The 18808-nt window shown below is 70.1% G+C and carries 19 protein-coding genes; 6 read left to right on the top strand and 13 right to left on the bottom strand.

Annotated features, from left to right (window positions below):
• Both OHA25_RS25685 and OHA25_RS25690 read right to left on the bottom strand, forming a co-directional pair.
• Positions 1–633, bottom strand: coding sequence for a DUF47 domain-containing protein (locus tag OHA25_RS25685; protein WP_327590056.1), 633 nt, complete (start codon positions 631–633; stop codon positions 1–3).
• A gap of 25 nt (positions 634–658) precedes the next feature.
• A complete protein-coding gene (locus tag OHA25_RS25690; RefSeq protein ID WP_327590057.1) occupies positions 659–1606 on the bottom strand; it encodes an inorganic phosphate transporter in 948 nt (315 codons plus the stop codon).
• Positions 1607–1844: 238 nt separating this feature from the next.
• Here OHA25_RS25690 and purU point away from each other — a divergent pair, with 238 nt between their 5' ends.
• Entirely contained in the window at positions 1845–2720 is an 876-nt protein-coding gene (gene purU, locus OHA25_RS25695) for a formyltetrahydrofolate deformylase (protein ID WP_327590058.1), read from the top strand.
• Here the strand turns inward: purU and OHA25_RS25700 are convergent.
• From OHA25_RS25700 to OHA25_RS25715, 4 genes are read right to left on the bottom strand one after another with little or no spacing between them, the layout of a single operon-like run.
• Entirely contained in the window at positions 2717–3136 is a 420-nt protein-coding gene (locus OHA25_RS25700) for a cupin domain-containing protein (RefSeq protein WP_327590059.1), read from the bottom strand. The two genes, purU and OHA25_RS25700, sit on opposite strands and share 4 nt — an antisense overlap.
• A complete protein-coding gene (locus OHA25_RS25705) occupies positions 3133–3483 on the bottom strand; it encodes a VOC family protein (RefSeq protein ID WP_327590060.1) in 351 nt (116 codons plus the stop codon). Before OHA25_RS25705 ends, OHA25_RS25700 begins: the two co-directional genes overlap by 4 nt.
• Before the next feature lie 5 nt (positions 3484–3488).
• Positions 3489–4280, bottom strand: coding sequence for a helix-turn-helix domain-containing protein (locus tag OHA25_RS25710; protein ID WP_327590061.1), 792 nt, complete (start codon positions 4278–4280; stop codon positions 3489–3491).
• 9 nt (positions 4281–4289) lie between these two features.
• Positions 4290–6347 carry a prolyl oligopeptidase family serine peptidase gene (locus OHA25_RS25715; protein WP_327590062.1) on the bottom strand — a complete coding sequence of 686 codons (2058 nt, stop codon included), beginning with the start codon at positions 6345–6347 and terminating at the stop codon, positions 4290–4292.
• A 280-nt stretch (positions 6348–6627) separates the two neighbouring features.
• On the opposite strand from OHA25_RS25715, the gene OHA25_RS25720 reads away from it, so the two are divergent.
• The 3 genes from OHA25_RS25720 to OHA25_RS25730 are packed head-to-tail and all read left to right on the top strand — an operon-like array spanning position 6628 to position 8195.
• Positions 6628–7137, top strand: coding sequence for an HNH endonuclease (locus OHA25_RS25720; RefSeq protein ID WP_305915182.1), 510 nt, complete (start codon positions 6628–6630; stop codon positions 7135–7137).
• 56 nt (positions 7138–7193) lie between these two features.
• Entirely contained in the window at positions 7194–7991 is a 798-nt protein-coding gene (locus OHA25_RS25725; protein WP_327590063.1) for a GNAT family N-acetyltransferase, read from the top strand.
• Between the two features lie 3 nt (positions 7992–7994).
• Positions 7995–8195 (top strand): FmdB family zinc ribbon protein, encoded by a 201-nt coding sequence (locus OHA25_RS25730; protein ID WP_327590064.1) that lies wholly within the window; start codon positions 7995–7997, stop codon positions 8193–8195.
• On the opposite strand, the gene OHA25_RS25735 is transcribed toward OHA25_RS25730, so the two are convergent.
• From OHA25_RS25735 to OHA25_RS25750, 4 genes are all read right to left on the bottom strand, one after another.
• Positions 8192–9067 carry a serine hydrolase gene (locus tag OHA25_RS25735; RefSeq protein ID WP_327590065.1) on the bottom strand — a complete coding sequence of 292 codons (876 nt, stop codon included), beginning with the start codon at positions 9065–9067 and terminating at the stop codon, positions 8192–8194. The genes OHA25_RS25730 and OHA25_RS25735 overlap by 4 nt on opposite strands.
• 68 nt (positions 9068–9135) lie before the next feature.
• Positions 9136–9630, bottom strand: a complete 495-nt coding sequence (locus tag OHA25_RS25740; RefSeq protein ID WP_305915178.1) for a helix-turn-helix transcriptional regulator — start codon at positions 9628–9630, stop codon at positions 9136–9138.
• 89 nt (positions 9631–9719) lie between these two features.
• Positions 9720–11558 (bottom strand): dihydroxy-acid dehydratase, encoded by a 1839-nt coding sequence (ilvD, locus tag OHA25_RS25745; RefSeq protein ID WP_327590066.1) that lies wholly within the window; start codon positions 11556–11558, stop codon positions 9720–9722.
• A 168-nt stretch (positions 11559–11726) separates the two neighbouring features.
• Positions 11727–12554 carry a nuclease-related domain-containing protein gene (locus tag OHA25_RS25750; protein ID WP_327590067.1) on the bottom strand — a complete coding sequence of 276 codons (828 nt, stop codon included), beginning with the start codon at positions 12552–12554 and terminating at the stop codon, positions 11727–11729.
• A gap of 203 nt (positions 12555–12757) precedes the next feature.
• On the opposite strand from OHA25_RS25750, the gene OHA25_RS25755 reads away from it, so the two are divergent.
• Positions 12758–13048, top strand: a complete 291-nt coding sequence (locus OHA25_RS25755; protein WP_305915175.1) for a hypothetical protein — start codon at positions 12758–12760, stop codon at positions 13046–13048.
• A gap of 8 nt (positions 13049–13056) precedes the next feature.
• On the top strand, positions 13057–13422 hold the full coding sequence (locus tag OHA25_RS25760; RefSeq protein WP_305915174.1) for a TPM domain-containing protein: 366 nt from the start codon (positions 13057–13059) through the stop codon (positions 13420–13422).
• A gap of 221 nt (positions 13423–13643) precedes the next feature.
• Here OHA25_RS25760 and OHA25_RS25765 read toward each other — a convergent pair whose 3' ends face one another.
• From OHA25_RS25765 to OHA25_RS25775, 3 genes are all read right to left on the bottom strand, one after another.
• On the bottom strand, positions 13644–14594 hold the full coding sequence (locus tag OHA25_RS25765; RefSeq protein ID WP_327590068.1) for a hypothetical protein: 951 nt from the start codon (positions 14592–14594) through the stop codon (positions 13644–13646).
• Positions 14595–14623: 29 nt separating this feature from the next.
• Entirely contained in the window at positions 14624–15898 is a 1275-nt protein-coding gene (locus OHA25_RS25770; protein WP_327590069.1) for a serine/threonine-protein kinase, read from the bottom strand.
• Positions 15899–15974: 76 nt separating this feature from the next.
• Complete coding sequence (locus OHA25_RS25775) at positions 15975–18803, bottom strand: TIM-barrel domain-containing protein (RefSeq protein ID WP_327590070.1); 2829 nt, start codon at positions 18801–18803, stop codon at positions 15975–15977.
• Between the last annotated feature and the right edge of the window lie 5 nt (positions 18804–18808).

The raw sequence follows: 18808 nt of genomic DNA on the forward strand, positions 1-18808 counted from the left end.
TCACCGCTTCATCGCCCCGTCCGCGATCGCGTCGGCCGCGTCGCCGATGGCCATGCCGACGATCTCCAGACGGCGCACCAGCTCCCGCTCCTTCATGACGTCCGCCGTCAGCTCCCCAGAGAAGATCCGTGAGATCTCGTACTGGTACATCCGCCGGATGGCCCCGCCCGCCTTCTTCGCCTCCAGCGCGTCGGCCGCCACCCCGGCGGTTCGGGCGGCCAGGCCGCGGACCGCGCTCTCGAGCGCGTCGATGCCGACGATGACCTGGTCGAGCAGGGGAGAGAAGCGGATCTGGTCGGGCACCCGGTAGAGGTGGGACTCGCGGACGAAGTCCCGCAGCGAGTCGAGCACGTCGTCGATCGACCGGGACAGCCGGAACAGGTCCTCCGGATCGATGGGGGTGACGAGAGCGGTCTTGAGCTCGTCGATGAGGCGGGCACGCTCCTCGTCGCCGAGGTGCTCGATCGAGCGCATCTGCTCGTGCGCCCCCGTACGGCCCACCTCGCCGCCGATCATGGCCATGGCCAGCCATGCTCCCTCCTTGGTGGCATTGAGCTGCCCGAGCAGGGCCTCGGTGACCGCGCTGTCCATGCGGCCGGCCATGAGATCCCTGATCCGCCGCAGCCGCTTCATCGCCTGCCTGCCTTCCCGTACGCGTTCACGCCTGCGTCATCCCCTTCACCACGAAAGCCCCCACCCCGCCCAGCAGCGCGCTCGCCGGGAGGGTCAGCATCCAGGCCGTACCGATCTTGACGGCGGCGTACCAGCGGACCCGTCCGCCGCCCTGGGCGATGCCCGCGCCGACGAGTCCTCCGGCGACCGCCTGTGTCATGCTCACCGGCATGCCGACGGCCGCGCAGCCGATCACCGCCACGCCTGCCGCCAGCTCCGCGGCGACCCCGTGCGTGGGCCGGAAAACGATGATCTCGCGGCTGAGCGTGCGTCCGGCCTTGGGCAGCCCGTACAGGGTGCCGAGCGCGAACAGGGCGGCCACCAGCGACGTGTACGCGATCGGCGCGCCCGGGAAGCCCAGTGCGATCATGAACACGGCGAGCATCTTCTGGCCGTCGTTGGCCGCGTACGCGAGGGTCTGGAGCAGGAACCCCGCCCGATGCCAGCCCCCCAGCCCCCGCGCCGTGGCCACCGCCACCAGCACCCGGATGAGCACCCAGGCCAGCAGCCCGCCGACGGCGGGCGCCGCCAGGCCGAACGCCAGCACCAGCGCCACCCACCCCGGCGAGACCGGCAGCCCCCAGCCGAGCCCGGCCCCGGTGAGGCCGCCCACGATGGCCAGGGTGAGGCTGGTCGGGCGGCCCTTCGCGCTGAGCACCGCCGCCACGGCCAGGGCCGCGATCACCGCGATCGTCGTCGCGATCTTGCCGCCGGGCTCCTGGAAGCTCGCCAGCCTGGTCACGAATGTCCGCGCCACCTGGTGCGTGACCAGCGGCACGACCGCCACCATCACCACCAGGGCGAGGATGCCGGTGGCAGGGCGCACCGTGGGCAGCTTGAGCCCGGTGGCGAGAAGGGCGCCCCCGTCGTTGACCCCGGACACCACCGCGAACAAGCCCGCGACCACGATCAGAACGGCGGCTTCCAAAAGCATGCGTTCCTTTCCCGCCCGCCCGGTTGTGGCAAGGCGCGCCAAATTCCCGGTGAGTGTCCGTAATGCCCGACTACTACCCAAGATCCGGGAGATCAGCGCCATCGCCGGGGACACCGCGTCGCGCCGGGTACGCTCGATCGTGCCCGCCACTGCCGGTGCTCAACGGGGGAGGCGGCGGACGGACGGGCCGGGCGACCGGTAATCTGCCCAGATCAGCCGCAAGGCACCCGACGATCCCATGTCCGCGAGAGTGAACGAAGTGACCAGCCCAGCCGAATACATCCTGACGCTGTCCTGCCCCGACCGGCCCGGTGTGGTGGCCGCCGTCTCCGGCCTGCTGGCGCGGCACGGATGCAACATCATCGAGAGCCAGCAGTTCGGCGACAGGGTCGCGCAGCGCTTCTTCATGCGCGTGCAGTTCGCCGGGCCGCTGGGTGAGGACGAGCTCAACGCGGACTTCGCGGCGCTGGCGCCCGACTTCGCCATGGAGTTCACGGTGCGCGGCGTGGCGAGGAAGCCGCGGGTGCTGATCATGGTCAGCAAGTTCGACCACTGCCTCAACGACCTGCTCTACAGGGTCAAGGCCAAGACTCTCGACATCGACATCGTGGCCGTGGTGTCCAACCATCCCGACCTGCGGCCGCTGACGCAGTCGTACGGCATCGACTACCACCACCTGCCGATCGCCGCGGGGACCAAGCTCAAGCAGGAGGCCGAGGTGCTGGCGCTGGTCGAGCACTATCAGGTGGACCTGGTGGTGCTGGCCCGCTACATGCAGGTGCTCTCGCAGGACCTATGCGAGAAGCTGGCCGGGCGGGCGATCAACATCCATCACTCGTTCCTGCCGTCGTTCAAGGGCGCCAAGCCTTACCACCAGGCCTACGACCGCGGCGTCAAGCTGATCGGCGCCACCGCCCACTACGTGACCTCCGACCTGGACGAGGGGCCGATCATCGAGCAGGAAGTGGCCAGGGTCAACCACAGCCACTCGCCCGAGGACCTGGTGGCGATCGGGCGGGACGTGGAGTGCGTGACCCTGGCCAGGGCGGTCAAGTGGCACGCCGAGCAGCGGGTGCTGCTGGACGGCCACAAGACCATCGTCTTCCCGCGCTAGCCCCTCTCCGCCCACAGGTCCGGCAGGTACTCGCATCCGTGCCGTTCGAAGAGCTCCCGCAGCCGTTCCCCCGAGCGGTCCGGCACCGAGTGGACCTCCTCGATCAGCCGCACCGTCCCCGGCGACATCACCACCAGGTATCGGGCCGGCGAGCGCGACGGGTTCCAGAACGTGTGAGGCACCCCCGCGGGCCCCACCACCGCCGCTCCCGCTTCGGCCTCCACCTCGTCGTCGCCCAGCCGGAACCTCAGTGTGCCCTCCAGCACGTACCAGATCTCGTCATCGCGTAAATGCCGGTGCGGCGGGGCGATGTATCCGGGGGTCGAGCCGGGGTCGCTCCACTCCGCGACCAGGAACGACCCCTCCATCCGCCCGGCCGTCCGCCCGAGCAACGCCTCCGCTTTGAGCAGGCTCATGGCCGGTACGTTCCGAACCACCAGGAATTGCCCTGCGGGTCCGTGCAGCCGTACTCGCGCGACCCGTACGGCTGGTCGACCAGCTCCATGGTGATCGCGGCCCCCGCCGCCTTGGCACGGTCATGGTGGGCGTCGACGTCGGTGACCGCGACGTAGATGCCGGGCCCGCCGGGCCGCCCTTCGCCGATCATGATCAGGTCGTTGCCGACGAGCAACTCGGCGTGGTTGACCTTGCCTTCGTCGTTCTTGGACGCCTCGTGCACCCGGAACCCGAACGCGCTGGTCAGGAAGTCGATCGCGGCCTGGCAGTCCTCGTAACGGGCTAGTGCGTAAACGGTTCGCTCCATGACGCTCAGGATGCCCGGCCGGCGCCCTCCGGTCTTGGATAAATCTGACCCGGCGTCGTGTCCCCTAGCACCCGGAACTCCCGGTTCATGTGCGCCTGGTCGTAGAAGCCGCACTCCGCCGCCACCTGCGCGATAGGGGTGCCGGAGCGCAGCAGGCGCATGGCCCGCCCGAACCTGATCACCCGGGCTGCCGTCTTCGGCGGCAGCCCGATCTGGTCCTGGAAACGCGCCACGAGGTGCCGGTGGCTCCAGCCGAGCGACTCCGCCAGCGAAGCGGCGCTCAGCCGGCCGCCCGATGCCAGCAGCCGCGCCCACGCCCACGGCACCTCGGGTCCCAGCGGGGGCTCCTCATGGATGCGGGCCGTGAGCAGCCGGTCGGCCAGCGCCAGCCGCTCCCGCCACGACGGCGTCCCGGCCAGCCGGCCCACCACCATGTCCGCCCACGGCCCCAGCAGGTCCCCGACCGGCACGGTCAGGTTCGTCAGATGCCGGAGCGGCAAGCCGTAGAGGCGCCTGGCCCCGAACGGCGTGAGCACCACCTCCACGCCCTCGCAGGGCCCGCTCACGCGGGTGACGGTGAACCGGTCGCCCAGCCCGCCCGTGAACGCCGTGAACCGCTCCCCGCCCACCTCCATCGGCGCACCGAACGCGAGGATGAGCACGGCCCCCGGCATCGCGGCCTCCGACCGCGTGACCGGGGAGCCGTAGTGCTCCCGGTAAGCGCACAGCCGCGTCACGTAGGGGCGCAACGCAGCGCTGGGTGCGGCCTCCACCATGGCCGGCCCCAGCGTGCTCATGTGTCCAGACTAGAGTCCGGTGTGCGTGGCGAGGAAGGTCAGCGTGTCGGCCGACAGGTCGACCGTGCGGCTCACCGCGCGCGCTCCATGCCCCACCTCGGCCTCGTTACGCAGCAACACCGGCCGCTCCGCCGTGGAGGCATGCTGGAGCGCCGCGCACATCTTCCACGCGTGCAGCGGGTGCACGCGCGTGTCGGACTGGAAGACGGTGAACAGCGTCGCCGGGTACGTCACCGCCTCCTGGACATGATGGTAGGGCGAGTATCCCAGCAACCAGCCGAATTGCTCGGGGTCCTCGGCGCTGCCGTACTCGACGTTCCAGGTGGCGCCGAGGCCGAACTGCTCGTACCTGATCATGTCGAGCAGCGGCGCGGAGCACACCACGGCCGCGTAGAGCTCGGGGCGCTGCGTCAGCGCGGCGCCCACGAGCAGGCCGCCGTTGGAGCCGCCGGAGATGCCGAGCTGGGCGGACGTGGTCACCCCGGTCTCGATGAGGTGCTCGGCGGCCGCGTGGAAGTCGTCGAACACGTTCTGCTTATGGGCCAGCATGCCCGCGCGGTGCCAGTCCTCGCCCTCCTCGCCGCCGCCGCGCAGGTTGGCGATGGCGTAGACGCCGCCGGCCTCCACCCAGGCCAGGACCGACGCCGAGTAGCCGGGGGTCATCGACAGCCCGAAGCCGCCGTAGCCGTAAAGGATCGTGGGCCGCGGGCCCGAGCTCTCCTCGAGAGGAGAGATGATCAGCATGCGGACGTCCGTGCCGTCCTTCGACTGGTAGACGACCTGCCGGGTGCGCACCTCCGGCACCTCGACGGCCCCCGGCGAGGCCGCCCACAGCGTCGTCTCGCCGGTCCTGGCGTCGTAGCGCTGGATGGTGGGCGGCGTGGTGTTGTCGGTGTAGCCGAACCAGGCCTCGTGGCCGCCCTCGGGGCGCTCGGAGATGCCGCCGATCGTGCCGAGCCCGGGCGTGGGCACCTCGCCGACCCGCTCGCCGGTCTCCAGGTCGTGGACGGTGATCTCGCTGATCGCGTGACGGGTCCAGCCCACCAGCATGACCGGGCGTTCGAGGTCGTCGAGGATCGCGAAGTCGCTCAGCACGGCCTCGGGGTCCTCGGGGATCAGCTCGCGCCAGGTGTCGTAGCCGGGCGTGGACGGGTCGGTGACGCACACCCTGGCCCTGGGGGACTCGCGATCGGTGTGCACGTAGAGCCTGCCGTCGCGGCCGAAGGCCAGCCCGGTCTGCCCGTCCACGCCTTCCTGGACCACCGTCAGCTCCGGCCGCTCCAGCGGGGAGGCGGTCAGGTCGGCCACCCAGAGGTCGTTGCGCGGCGCGGTGCCCTCGTGCGCGGACACCTGCAGCCAGCGGCCGTCCCGCGAGACCGAGACGCCGTAGTAGTTGGTCATCTTCAGCCCCTCGCCGAAGATCATCACGTCGTCCTCGGTGGAGGTGCCGACGCGGTGCAGGTAGACGCGGCGGTGGAACTGCGTCTCGTTCTCCGGCACCTCGGTGCTCGGCAGCCTGCGCACGTAGTAGAACGCCTCGCCGCCCGGCATCCAGGCGATGGGGGAGTAGCGGCAGCGGTCGATCGGGCCCTCGACGCGCGTGCCCGTCGCCACGTCCATGACGTAGAGCGCCGACTCCTCGTCGCCGCCGACCGAGATCTGGTAGGCCAGCAGGCGCCCCTCCTTGTCAGGCTGCACGGCGTCGAGCGTGGTCAGCCCGGACGGGTCGATCCCCATGGGGTCGACCAGCGCCCGCTCGGTCCCGTCCGGCTCGACGACGTAGTAGACGGCGTGCTCCTGGTCGGGGGTGCGGCGGCTGAAGAAGTGGCGTCCGCCGCGCCAGGCCGGCGTGCCGACCGAGCCGGACCTGAGCAGCTCGGCGATGCGGCTCTTGAACCGCTGCGGGCCCCTTCCGCGGGAGAACAGCTCAGCCTGCGCGAGGAGCCATCCCTTCGTCTCCGGACTGTCGGGGTCCTCAAGCCACCGATAGGGATCCGGAACGGGCGTTCCGTGCAGGATGTCGACGGTCTCTTCGCGGCGTGCAGTTGGATACGGCTCTCGCGTCATGCACGGAACCCTACTGCCAATGGGGAGGGGTAAAGCGCTGGTGAAGCGGGCATAAAACGTATCGTGCGTCCCTCTAGTCATTCCGGCCAGATGTTTTTGGGGTGGCGGGGACCACGGTGCAAACGCCAGACTTGGTGACAGGACGGTGCCGTGGTGACCATCCGCTGGGCCGTCCGGCGGAGGTCCACGTGACGGAAGCACGAGTGCCCCAGGAGGGGCCGACAGGCGGGACATGCCGCGGCATGTCCCCTTTGATACGCGCGCAGCAGGGAGAGGCACGATGACGCGCCAAGTCCTGCTGCTCAATGCCACTTACGAGCCCATGACCACCCTCTCGCTGCACCGTGCCATCGTGCTCGTGCTGCGGGAGAAGGCCGACATCGTGCATCGCGATGGCAGGGGCGCGGTGCTGCGCTCGGCCAGCTGCACGCTCGACGTGCCCTCGGTGATCAGGCTCCGCAGATACGTCCGCATCCCCTACCGGTCGCGCATCCCCCTGACCAGGGCGGCGCTCATGCGCCGTGACAACTACCGCTGCGCCTACTGCGGCCAGCGGGCCGAGACCATCGATCACGTCATCCCACGGTCGCGGGGTGGCGCCCACACCTGGGAAAACTGCGTCGCGTCCTGCACGACGTGCAACCACAGGAAGGCCGACAAATACCTGGAGGAGCTGGGGTGGACGCTACGCGTCAGCCCTGCGGTGCCACGGGGCGCCCACTGGAGGCTGATCGGCGCGTCACTCGTCGGAGACCCCCTGTGGGCGCCCTACCTCGAGGCCGCCGCATAAAGGGGCCCCGAAATCCGCTTTGAACGAGGCGGTCCCGGCCTGGCACCATGCCAGGCATGTGGACCTTCACATCGGACGTCGAGGCCTACGCCGCGGTCGCCGAGCCCTTCCTGCTCGGCGACCCGGTGGGCAACACTGTCGCGCTGACCGTCCTTGCCAACCTGAGGGCCGGCATGTCCGCCAAGGACGCCCGTTTCGGCTGGTGGACGGTGGACGGCGAGGTGCGCGGGGCGGCCTTCCACACCCCGCCCTACCCGATCGGGCTCGCCGTCATGCCGGTCGAGACCGTCGCGCCGCTGGTGGAGGCGCTCGATCGTGACATCCCCACACTCGTCGGCCCGGTGCGGCTCACCGACGAGGTCGCGCGCCTGATGGGGCCGCCCAGCCGGGTCCTGTCCGAGCGGCTCTACCGGCTCGGCACGCTGCGGATCCCCGGCGTGCCCGGCCGTGGCCGGCTCGCCACGCCCGCCGACTATCCGCTCCTGGTCAGCTGGCATCAGGCCTTCGGCGAGGAGGTGGAGCTGCCCGATGGCGATGCCGCCGACCGCGTCGCCCGGCGGATCGCGGCCCGGGAGTTGTTCCTGTGGGAGGCGGACGGTGTGCCGGTCTCGCTCGCCGCGCTCTCGCCCGCGGCCGGCGGCGTCTGCCGCATCGGGCCCGTCTACACGCCTCCGTCGTGCCGTAAGCGCGGCTACGGCTCCGCCGTCACGGCCTATGCCAGCCAGGCCGGGCTGGAGGAGCGCTGCGAGCAGGTCGTGCTCTTCACCGACCTGAACAACCCCACGAGCAACGCCATCTACCAGGCGATCGGCTACGAGCCCGTGTCCGACTACGCGCATATCGCCTACGCTTAGTCCATGCCGCGTTACGACTTCCGCTGCCGCGCCTGCGGCTCCACGTTCGAAGTGTCCCGTCCCATGTCGGCCTCCGACGACCCGGCGGCCTGCCCGGAGGGCCACGACGACACGGTGAAGCTGCTGTCCACCGTGGCCATGACGGGCGGCGCGGCCGCGCCCCGGGCGACCGGCGGCTGCTGCGGCGGCGGCTGCTGCTCCTAGGACGAGACCGTCGTCTCCGCCCGGGTCGTCAGGGCGCTGACCGCCACCTTGGCCAGATGCTCCACGGTGGCGACGCCGGTCTCCATGTCCGGGCTGCGCTCCGACAGGACGGCGATCAGCAGCTCGTGCCCGCGCACGCGGAGCCGTCCCACGCTGTTGATCGTCCACAGCCCGCCGTGCACGTGAGCCGGCAGCCATCCGTTCTTCAGCGCCTCGCCGCCGGCCGCGCTGACGCCCCACGCCTGCTCGGGCACGACCGATGACATGAGCTTGAGCGCGTACCGCCGGTGAAGCTCCGACAGCGGGCCGCTCGGGTCCGTGAGCCGCTCCAGGACCTTCACCTGGTCGGACGGGCGGCTGCGGGTCGATCCCCAGGAGAGCCCCGGCCCGGGTCGCGTGTGCTGGACACCGAGCGTGCGCAGCACCCGGGAGAGCCCGTTCTGGCCGCCGATCATCATGTAGAGCTCGTGCGCGCAGTCGTTGTCGCTGTTGCGGATCATGCGGTGGGCCAGCCGGTGCTCGTAGGCGGTCAGCCGCCGTCCCTCGCGCTGCTTGTCCAGCAGGAACGCCAGCAGGATGTCCACCTTGGCCACACTGGCCAGCATGTACGGTGTGCGCTCGCGGAAGGCGTACCTGATGCCCGTCGTCTTGTCGTAGACGGCCACCGAAGCCCGGCCGGGCCGCTGGCGCAGGTAGCGCTCCAGCGCCCGGTCGAGGGCGCGCCGCCTGTCCGGCGGCAGCGCGCGCTCGACGACGACAGGGGCCTGCACACGGGGCACCACGGTGACCGGGCGCGGCGTCCCGGACGACGGAGCGGCGCACCCGGGCGCCATGATCAGTAGGGCAAAGGGCCAGATCCCCCGTACGCGCATGTGCGGGAGCTTGTCACCCCCGACCCCAAAGGCCGGGGGTGCGAACGGTCAAGAGCAGGTCAGTTTCTTTACGCGGCCCTGCTGCGCCTGCGGCGCTGGAACGGCAGGAACCGGTCGGCGAGATGCGGACGGGACGGCGTGAGCGTGGGCTCGACCGCGATGATCCGGTCGAACCGGAAGGCCCTGATCGCCCGGCGCATCCTGCACACCCCGACCAGATACCAGTATTCGCGGTGGACCAGGCACGTCACCGGCTCGACGTCACGGCTGGTGACGACGCCCGAGGCGTCCTGGTAGTGCAGGCGGATCATGAGGCGGCTGGTGATGGCGTCGGCCATGAGCCTGGCCCTGGAGGCGATCTCCACGGGCAGCGGCTCGGTCAGCGTCGTGAGCGTGGTGGTGATGACGTCGTCGTCGAGCTCCAGGTGCTCGAACGCGTGCTGGAGGCCGCGCCGGGCGGTGACGGCCTGGGGGCCGGCTCCGAGGTGGGCGAGGGAGAGTGCGAGGGCGGCGATCTCGGCGGTCGTCAGCGGGCGAGTATCGTGCTTCACGACTGTCGTCATACCCCAACAATAGGGATGACCACCGACATTTTTCGAAAGTCTGTGCGGCAGGCGAGAACCCTGTCACCTGCCGCACAGGCCGTGCTTACTTACTTCGACAGCTGCGACAGGTCGCGGGAGGCGCCCGTCGAGGCGGACGTCGTCATCGCCGCGTACGCCTGCAGCGCCACGCTCACCGGCCGGTTGCGGTCCCGCGGCCGGTATCCGCCCAGGTCGGCCAGCAACCGCTCGCGCCGGGCCGCCAGCTCGGCCTCCGGGACGCGCAGCTCCATCGCCCGGTTGGGGATGTCGATGTCGATGATGTCGCCATCCTCGACCAGCGCGATCGCGCCGCCCTCGGCCGCCTCGGGTGAGGCGTGACCGATCGACAGCCCCGACGTGCCGCCGGAGAAGCGGCCGTCGGTGATCAGCGCGCAGACCTTGCCCAGGCCCTTGCCCTTCAGGAACGAGGTTGGGTAGAGCATCTCCTGCATGCCGGGCCCGCCCTTGGGGCCCTCGTAGCGGATGACCACCACGTCGCCCGCCTTGACCCGGCCGCCCAGGATGCCCTCGACCGCCTGCTCCTGCGACTCGAACACCACGGCCGGCCCGCTGAACGTCCAGATCGACTCGTCGACGCCGGCCGTCTTCACCACCGCGCCGTCCCGCGAGATGTTGCCGTAGAGCACGGCCAGCCCGCCATCCGCGGTGTAGGCGTGCTCGAGGTCGCGGATGCAGCCTGCCGCCCGGTCGAGGTCGAGGTCGTCCCAGCGGTTGTCCTGCGAGTATGCCTTGACGGTGCGCACGTTGCCGGGCGCCGCGTGCCACAGCTCCACGGCCTCGGGCTTCGCCGACGGCGACTTCACGTCCCAGGCGGCCAGCATGTCGGCGAGCGTGCCGCCGTTCACGGTGGGCACGTCGCGGTGCAGCAGGCCGGCCCGGTCGAGCTCGCCCAGGATGGCCGGGATGCCGCCGGCGCGGTGGACGTCCTCGACGTGGTATTTGTTCGTGGCCGGGGCGACCTTGCACAGGCAGGGCACGCGCAGCGAGATCTCGTTGATCTCCTTGAGCCCGAAGTCCACCTGCGCCTCGCGGGCCGCGGCCAGGATGTGCAGGATCGTGTTGGTCGAGCCGCCCATGGCGACGTCGAGGGTCATGGCGTTCTCGAACGCCTCGCGGGTGGCGATCGAGCGCGGCAGCACCGACTCGTCGCCGTCCTCGTAGTAGCGGCGGGTGATCTCCACGAGCTGCCGGCCGGCGTCCTCGAAGAGCGTCTTGCGCGCCTTGTGCGTCGCCAGGATCGTGCCGTTGCCGGGCAGCGCCAGCCCGATGGCCTCGGCCAGGCAGTTCATGGAGTTGGCGGTGAACATGCCGGAGCAGGACCCGCACGTGGGGCAGGCACTCTCCTCCATCTCCAGCAGCTCGGCGTCGGAGACGGAGTCGTCGGCGGCGGCGATCATCGGGTCGATCAGGTCGAGCTTCTTGCCCGGGGTCTTGCCGGCCTCCATGGGGCCGCCGGAGACGAAGATCGTCGGAATGTTCAGCCTGAACGCCGCCAGCAGCATGCCCGGCGTGATCTTGTCGCAGTTGGAGACGCAGATCAACGCGTCCGCGCAGTGCGCCTCGACCATGTATTCCACGGCGTCGGCGATCAGCTCGCGCGACGGCAGCGAGTAGAGCATGCCGCCGTGGCCCATCGCGATGCCATCGTCCACGGCGATCGTGTTGAACTCGCGCGGGATCGCTCCCGCCTCCCTGATGGCCACCGAGACGACGTCGCCGACTTCCCTGAGATGCACGTGACCCGGCACGAACTGGGTGAAGCTGTTGGCCACCGCGATAATGGGCTTGCCGAAGTCGCTCCCGGCTACGCCGGTCGCCCGGAGCAGGGCCCGGGCACCGGCCATGTTCCTGCCGTGGGTGACTGTACGTGACCTGAGGGCGGGCATTGGGCTTCTCCCATCGCTAGCAAGTCTTCACATGTTACGACCACCGCCCGGCAACTGAGACAACCGTCCACGCATCGGACGGCCGGTTACCGGATCGTGGCGCAACCGAAGCCAGGCCAACATGACGCCGCGCACGGTGGGAGCGCCGGACGCGTCGTGGGGAGTGGGTCAGTCCTCACCGTAGCGGGCGGGAAGCTCCCTGGCGGCGATGTCGTAGATCCGGTCGATCTCCATGGTGGTCAGCGCCCGCTCCCGCTTGGTGATCCATTTGCGGGCACGGTCACCCTGGTAGACGTCCACGCCGCGGATCGTCATGATCTTCCAGGGCACGGCAGGGCCGTAGATGGCGAGCGAGGGCACGACCGACACCTCGCGGCCGAACGACCTGCTGATCAGCTCGCCTGCCTGCGACGCCTCCCACTTGGCCTCGTTGAGCCTGGCCTTCTGGTCGAAGGGGCCGTGGAAGAGCTTCTTGCCCATCTGCACGCGTACGGGAAGGCGTTTGTCCCACTTCTCGGAGTCGACCGCGTACACGCCTGTGGGGCCCACCACGAGGTGGTCGATCTGGGCCTCGCTGTTCGGGATCGCCCGGGCGTGCAGCGTGCGGTAACCCAGGCGCTCCAGCTTGCGCAGCTGTGCCTCGGTGCGTCGCTCCGCCACGGACGCGCGCCGCCAGGCGGGCACGGAGGAGTTGGAACGCGCGCGGTAAACCGCCTCCAGGATCGCCGCGACCACGCCCGCGGTCACGCCGACCCGCCAGTCCCCCACGAGGAAGCCCACGACCAAGGCCACGCCGACGGCCGCCAGCAGGCGGTTGCGCAGGCGGCGGAAACGCGGTTGCTGCAGCAGGCTACGCACGGACGCGCGCTCGACGGGCGCGTAGGTGGAGGTGGGCGCCGATGGCTTTGCGGCGGCGGTCTGCTCGCTTTCTGGCCGGTCGCTCACCCAGATAGGTGACGCGTTGTGACCGTCTTCTCGCTGTTTGTCGGAGTCCACGTCACTCACCGTAGCCCGCACATCTGACTGATTCCTAGTGTTGCCCTGTCCATAGTTTTATGGCCCAGCTCTTCGTGTTCTACGCCCGGTTTCCGGGTATTACTAACGTTCTTCTCTAGAGAGGCTTACGGGTCGTACAAGATCCTAACCCTTCGCCCGTATGGGGTCTGGCCGGACTCGCTCACGAGGTTTACGTTCATGGTGTGGACGGCGCAGCAGAGATCCTGCTCTTTCTCTTCGGGGTTTCCATGGGGCTGTTCGTGCTGATCAGCCTGCTGGTCATGGTGCCTGGACGCAGCGTGCAGCGGAGGGTGGAGTCCGGCCCCGTGTGGCTGGGCGGCCCGTCGGGCAGCGAACGCGGCGTGAGCACCTCGGGCCTGGTGCTGGCCGACCGGGTGGCGCACTGGGCCACCGTTCCCGAGGCCGACTGGGTGGCCGCGGCCGAGACGGCGGAGCCGGGCCGGCACGTCGGCGGCGCGTCCGCCGGATGGTGAGGCTGACGATGCGAGGACTGACCACCGCTCAGGCGGACGACATCAGGAAGGCCCTGCGGGCTGCCGAGCAGCGCAGCGGGCTCCGGTTCGGGCTGTTCCTCGGGGAGCCGGTCGGCGGGCGGCGGCACTTCGCCGAGCGCCTGCACGCCGCCCTCGGCGAGGAAGCGGACGACGCCGTGGTGATCCTGGTGGACGTCAAGGGGCGAGGGCTGGAGATCGTGACGGGAGAGCGCGCCAGGCGGCGGCTGAGCGACAACGCCTGCCGCCTCACCGCCATGTCCATGGCCACCGCGTTCAGCGTCGGCGACGTGATCGGTGGCATCTTGTACGGCATCGCGTCGCTCGGCGAAGCATCGACCTCTCGCCGTCCCTAACCCCAAACAACCATCCTTTACGGTCGCCCAGCGTCACCGCGCCTTGAGGACAACCATCCTTTACGGTCGCCCAGCGTCACCGCGCGCCTTGAGAACAACCGTCCTTTACGGTCGCCCAGCGTCACCGCACGCGCCGTAGTTCCTGCCGTCTGTCATGGCCGGTCGTGAAGGCTCACGGGTTGCTCGCCGTGACGGAGCGTCTAGTTGACCGGCTCCGTGGTTCAGAGCCGCTCCAGCAGCGTGACGATGTGGTCGCTCACGCCGTTCAGCAGTGTGGCCGGCTGGATTTCGGCGGCGGCGATCGAGGAGAAGAGGGACGGCAGGCCTGGCAGGGGGAAGCCGTCGTCCTTCATGGCGGCACCGCCTATCGGGTTCTTGTCCAGGGCGGTGCGGCTGCGGTCCCAGGCGTCGAGGACCTCTTCGGGTGAGGGGACGCCGAAGCCGTGGCCTACCGGTGCCGCGTGGCGCAGCCTTACCAGCGGGGTGTCGGCGAAGGACAGGGCCGTGCGGGCGCGTAGTTGCAGGTCGGCGTAGGGTTCCGGGGCGATCCAGTCCATGGCCGTGCAGGGGTTGCGGCAGGCGGCGACGCATACGGCGAGTGCTCCGGCCACCTGGCTGTGCTGGCGGTCGAAATACGCGCGCCAGCCCTCGTTCGGCTCCGTGGAGACCCGCAGTGTCCGGTTGGTGGCGGACTGCTCGGACTTGGTGTGGTCGCATTCGCGGTCGCCGATCACGCCGAACCTGCTGCCGGTCGCGCTCAGCCCTTCGGGCCAGCGGGCGGGGTCCCCGGCATGGCCGAGCTGTGGCTCGAACGCCAGCAGCGGCAGGTATTCGCTGGCGATGTGCACGGCGGCGATCATCGGGCTCAGCTCGCGACGGTGCCAGCGTACGGCGATCACCTCGAGCAGCAGCCCATAGGCCGGCCGCAGGGACTCCAGCGCCCCCCGCGGCTGCTCGCGCGGCGTCTGCGGCATGTGGCAGGCCCGCGCCCGCCGCCGCAGCTCGGCGGGCACCACCTTCGCCTCGACCGCGAAGTCCTCCGCGTCGAGCGAGAGCAGCCGTTGCCCGAACTCGCACACCTCGGAGATCTCCGCCGCCGGCGCGAGCGCTCCGAGGTCGGCGAAGGCGTAACGGCGGGCGAGGGCGATCAGGAGGTCACGAGTGGTATCCACGCGACGACTTTCTCACGAGCGAGAAGCGATTACGGACATGGCTCACGTATGCACTGAATGTCGCTCGTCGGCTTGCCCTCGGTGGGCTCGGACGACGGCTCCTCGGGCCCGGGCGTGGTCGGCTCCTGAGACGGCTCCTGCGTGGGCTCGGACGTGGTGGGCTTGGAGGTGGGCGAGCTGGTCGGCTTGGTCGGCGTGACCGTCGCCGAAGGGCTCGGCGCCGGGGTCGTCACCCTGGTCGGCTTGGAGCTCGGGGCGCGCCTGGTCGGCGGTGCGGACTGTTGCCTGGTCGAGGGCGGCGCGGTGGGCGCGGCCGTGACCGAGGTGCCCTGCACGGTCGGCGGCACCTCGTCGAGGACCGTGGGCGTGACCGGGCGCAGCCAGACGGCGCCTGCCACGGCGGCGGTCACGACCACGGCGGCTGCCGCGGTGAGCGCCGCTCTCATGGCACGGCCGCGGCGCGGCGCGGGTGCCGTGCCGGGTGTGGCCAGCGCCCTGCGCGCGGCCTCGGCCATCAGCGCAGCCGAGGGCCAGCGCCGGTCCGGCGCCTTGTCCAGCGCACGCTCGACCACCTGCCGCGGCCCTGGCGGCACCTCGGCGGGCAGGGGCGGCACGGGAGAGTTGAGATGCTTGAAGATGATCTGCACGGGCGTGTCGCCCTGGAACGGCAGGCGACCGGTCAGGCACTCGTAGGCCACCACGCCCAGCGCGTAGACGTCCACCGCCGGCGTCACCTCGCTGGCGGTGGCCATCTCCGGCGCGCAGTAGCCCGCCGAGCACAACATCGTGCCGGTGGCCGTCAGGTGGCCTGCCGAGACCGAGTGGGCGATGCCGAAGTCGGTGAGCGCCACGCCGCCGTCGGGCCTGATCATGAGGTTGGCGGGTTTGACGTCGCGGTGCACGATGCCCTGCGCGTGCGCGGCGGCCAGCGCGTCGCCGACCTCCGCGACCAGGCGCATGGTGGCCTCCACGCCCAGCGGGCCACGCCGCAGCACGCGGTCGAGCGACTCGCCCGGCACGTGCTCCATGACCAGGAAGCTCACCTGGCGGCCGTTGACGTCAGCGATGCCGTAGTCGTAGACGTCGACCACGCCGGGGTGGGTCAGCGTGGCCATGGCCCTGGCCTCGTTCTGGAAGCGCTGGGCGAACGTGGGGTTTTCGGTCAGGGCCGGGATGAGCACCTTGACGGCGACGGCGCGCCCGAGAACCGTGTCGTCGGCACGCCACACCTCGCCCATGCCCCCACCGCCGAGGCGGTGGGCCAGCATGTAGCGGTCATTGAGGGTGGTCCCCGCGCCTAGCACGCCATCGAGGCTAACACCGGGCGTTCGCTGACATGGCCAAACTCGGGGGAGCGTAACGGCGATGTCGCCGTAGGTTTCAGAAGGAGCCGGTGGTCGTGCCGCCGTTGCCGGTGGCGGGGGTGGTGAAGGAGGTGTTGGCGCCTGGTTCCCACAGGTCAGCGGTGTCTGGATAGCCGGATTCCTGGCGTTTGACGCACTTCCACTCGACGGCGGTGTTCGGCGGCAGTGTGCCGATGGTGCCGGTCCAGGTCGGATATGCCGTGGGTGACAGCTTGACCGCGCTCGCCACGGACCAGGACCCGAGCTGCGGGGCGCTGCCGACGGCGTAGACCGACTGGCCGGGAGCGGTGGTGCCGTTGTCGCACCTGAACGTCATCGAGGCCGGCGCCTGGCCGAGCGTGAACGCGAACGTCTTGGCCGTGGTGACGCTCGCGCTCGCCGCCTTGGCGACGATGAGGTTGCCGCCCGCGTTGTACCAGCCGGCGGCGGCCGCGTCGAAGGCGGTCTTGGTGGCGTGCTGGGTGAGCGGGGATCCGTTCAGCGTGACGGCCGACGCCTGGGTGCCGGCGACCAGCTCCACCACGGTCGGCCTGCTGGACGGCGCGCCGCTGTAGTCGCCGCTGGAGGCGGCGACGGTGACGGTGGCCGTGGCGCCGCTGAGCTGCTGGCTGATCTGTGTCGTGCGGACGGAGCCGCTCTGGTACGCCGTCGTGGCCCCGTCGTCCTCGTAAAGGGTGAAATCGGTGGACGTGGTGTCCGGGTACACGCGGGCGATCAGCTCGTTCCTGGTCGTGCCGTCGGTCCGCTTGCCCATCGCGTTCATGGTCTTGTCGTCGACGTGCGCCTTCGGGATGATCGCCCCCGCCCGGGCGAAGGCAGGCAGCCGGAACACCCCGTTGACCCACAGCGGGCGGTCGGTGAACCACTGGCCGGAGCTGGTGAGCTTCTCGCCGGTGGCGTAGTCGTACCAGGTGCCGGCGGGCAGGTAGACGTCGCGGTCGCGTTCGCCGGCGCCTGCCACGACGCCGACGAGCAGGTCACGGCCGATGAGCTTCTGGTGGCCCATCTCGCGTACGTTCGGGTCGTTCTGGTGGTAGTGCACCAGCGGCGGCACCACGGGCTCGCCGAAGCGGTGGGCGCGGTGGGCCAGCGAGTAGTAGTAGGGCGCGAGCTCGTACCGCTGGCGTAGGTTGGCCAGGTTGCTGGCCTTGTGGCCGATCTTGTCGGGCGAGGTCTGGGCGCAGTTGCACAGGTTCTCCGTGTGCGGGCGGACCGGCACCTCGAACCAGGCGCCATTGGCGAACCACTGCGTGTAGAGCTCATTCAGGTCTGAATTCAGCATTTCCCTGCGGAAGCCGCCGATGTCGGAGCCGAAGTAGTCGATGCCGGACATCGACATGTGCATCTGCACGTTCTGCTGCTGGGCCAGCGCGGTCAGCTTGGAGCCGATGTCGGCCGACCACATCGCGACGCCGTGCCGCTGGATGCCGGCCGCGCCGGAGCGGGCGAGCATGAACGGGCGCTTGGTGCCGGAGGCGTAGCCGCGGGCCACGCTCTCGGCCCACTTCAGGTTGTAGACGTTGTGGTAGTCGGCGTGGGCGTGCTTGCCGGGCAGCACGCCGGAGGTCCAGTCCCCGGCGTCGTACATCTCCGGCTCGCCCAGGTCCAGCCAGTGGCCCTGGACACCCTGGTCGGCGAGGGGTTGCCGCTTGAGCGTGTGCCAGTAGTCGGCGGCCGCGTCCTGCGTCCAGTCGATCATGCCGCCCCGGCCCCACCAGTCATTGGTCGTCAGGTAGACGGGGGCGCAGCCCGGGCAGCCCGATCTGACGAGATAGCCGCGCGCGGCCAGGTCGGCGTGTTCGGGCAGGTTCTTGCCGACGTACGACTCCTCTATGGTCATCAGGCCGATGCCCTTGTTCGTCGCGTAGTCGTTGATCGTGGCGGAGGTGTTGGGGAAGGCGGTCGGGTCCCAGGAGAGCGTGCCCATGCGGGTGTTGTCCGAGCCGGCCGTCACCCCGCCGAACCAGGGCAGGTCCAGCACGAACCCGTCCACCGGGAACGCGTCGGCACGGAGCCCGCTGAGCCGGTTGTCGATCTCGGCCCAGTTGTCGTAGCCGAACTCCGACACCCACATGCCGAACGCCTTCTTCGGTGGCACCGGCGGCCTGCCGGTCAGCTCCATGTAGTCCTTGCGCAGGTCCGGCAGGTCGGGCCCGGTCATCGTGTACCAGCGGAGCTGGTCGCCCCAGGTGTCCACCGTCCAGGGGGAGCCGGTCAGGTTCCACTCCTGCTTGTAGACCTGGTCGAGCAGGAGGCCGTAATTCAGGTTCGACGCCCCCACCGCGAAGAGCACCGGGATCTGCGTGTTGCCGACCGGGCCGTTGTCGGTGTCGAAGACCATGGCGTTGCCGTAGGCGCCGCCGGGGGAGCGGGTGCGGCCCACCCAGTCGCCGTCGGCGCTGCCGCCCATGAAGAACTGCTCGCCCAGGCCGTAGGCGTTCTGGATCGAGCTCTTGGTGATGGTCAGGCCCTTCCACGCCTGGGCGAGATTGCGCGGGCACGCCTCGTAGAGCAGCCTTGCCGGGTCCGAGACCTTGACGCACAACGTCCCGGCCGTGACTTCGACCTTCATGGCGGGCGTGGTGAGCGTGTTGCCCGACTGGGTGAAGCTGGTCGGGCCCAGGTAGTCCTTCTTCGCGACCTGCGGCGTGGTGAAGATCGAGTCGTTCACGCCGGGGCTCGTCCCGTTGGCGAGCTCGAAGTGCACGAGGTCGTCGTCGAGGAACTCCACGATCAGGTACGCCGGCCCGCTGGTGAACTGCACGCGCTGGACCGCCGCCTGGGCGGAGGACGCCACGAGGGAGGGCATGAGCAAGGCCGCCAAGAAGACGAGCGCGCGGGTCATGGCGC

It is taken from the genome of Nonomuraea sp. NBC_00507, from assembly GCF_036013525.1.
Lineage (GTDB): Bacteria > Actinomycetota > Actinomycetes > Streptosporangiales > Streptosporangiaceae > Nonomuraea.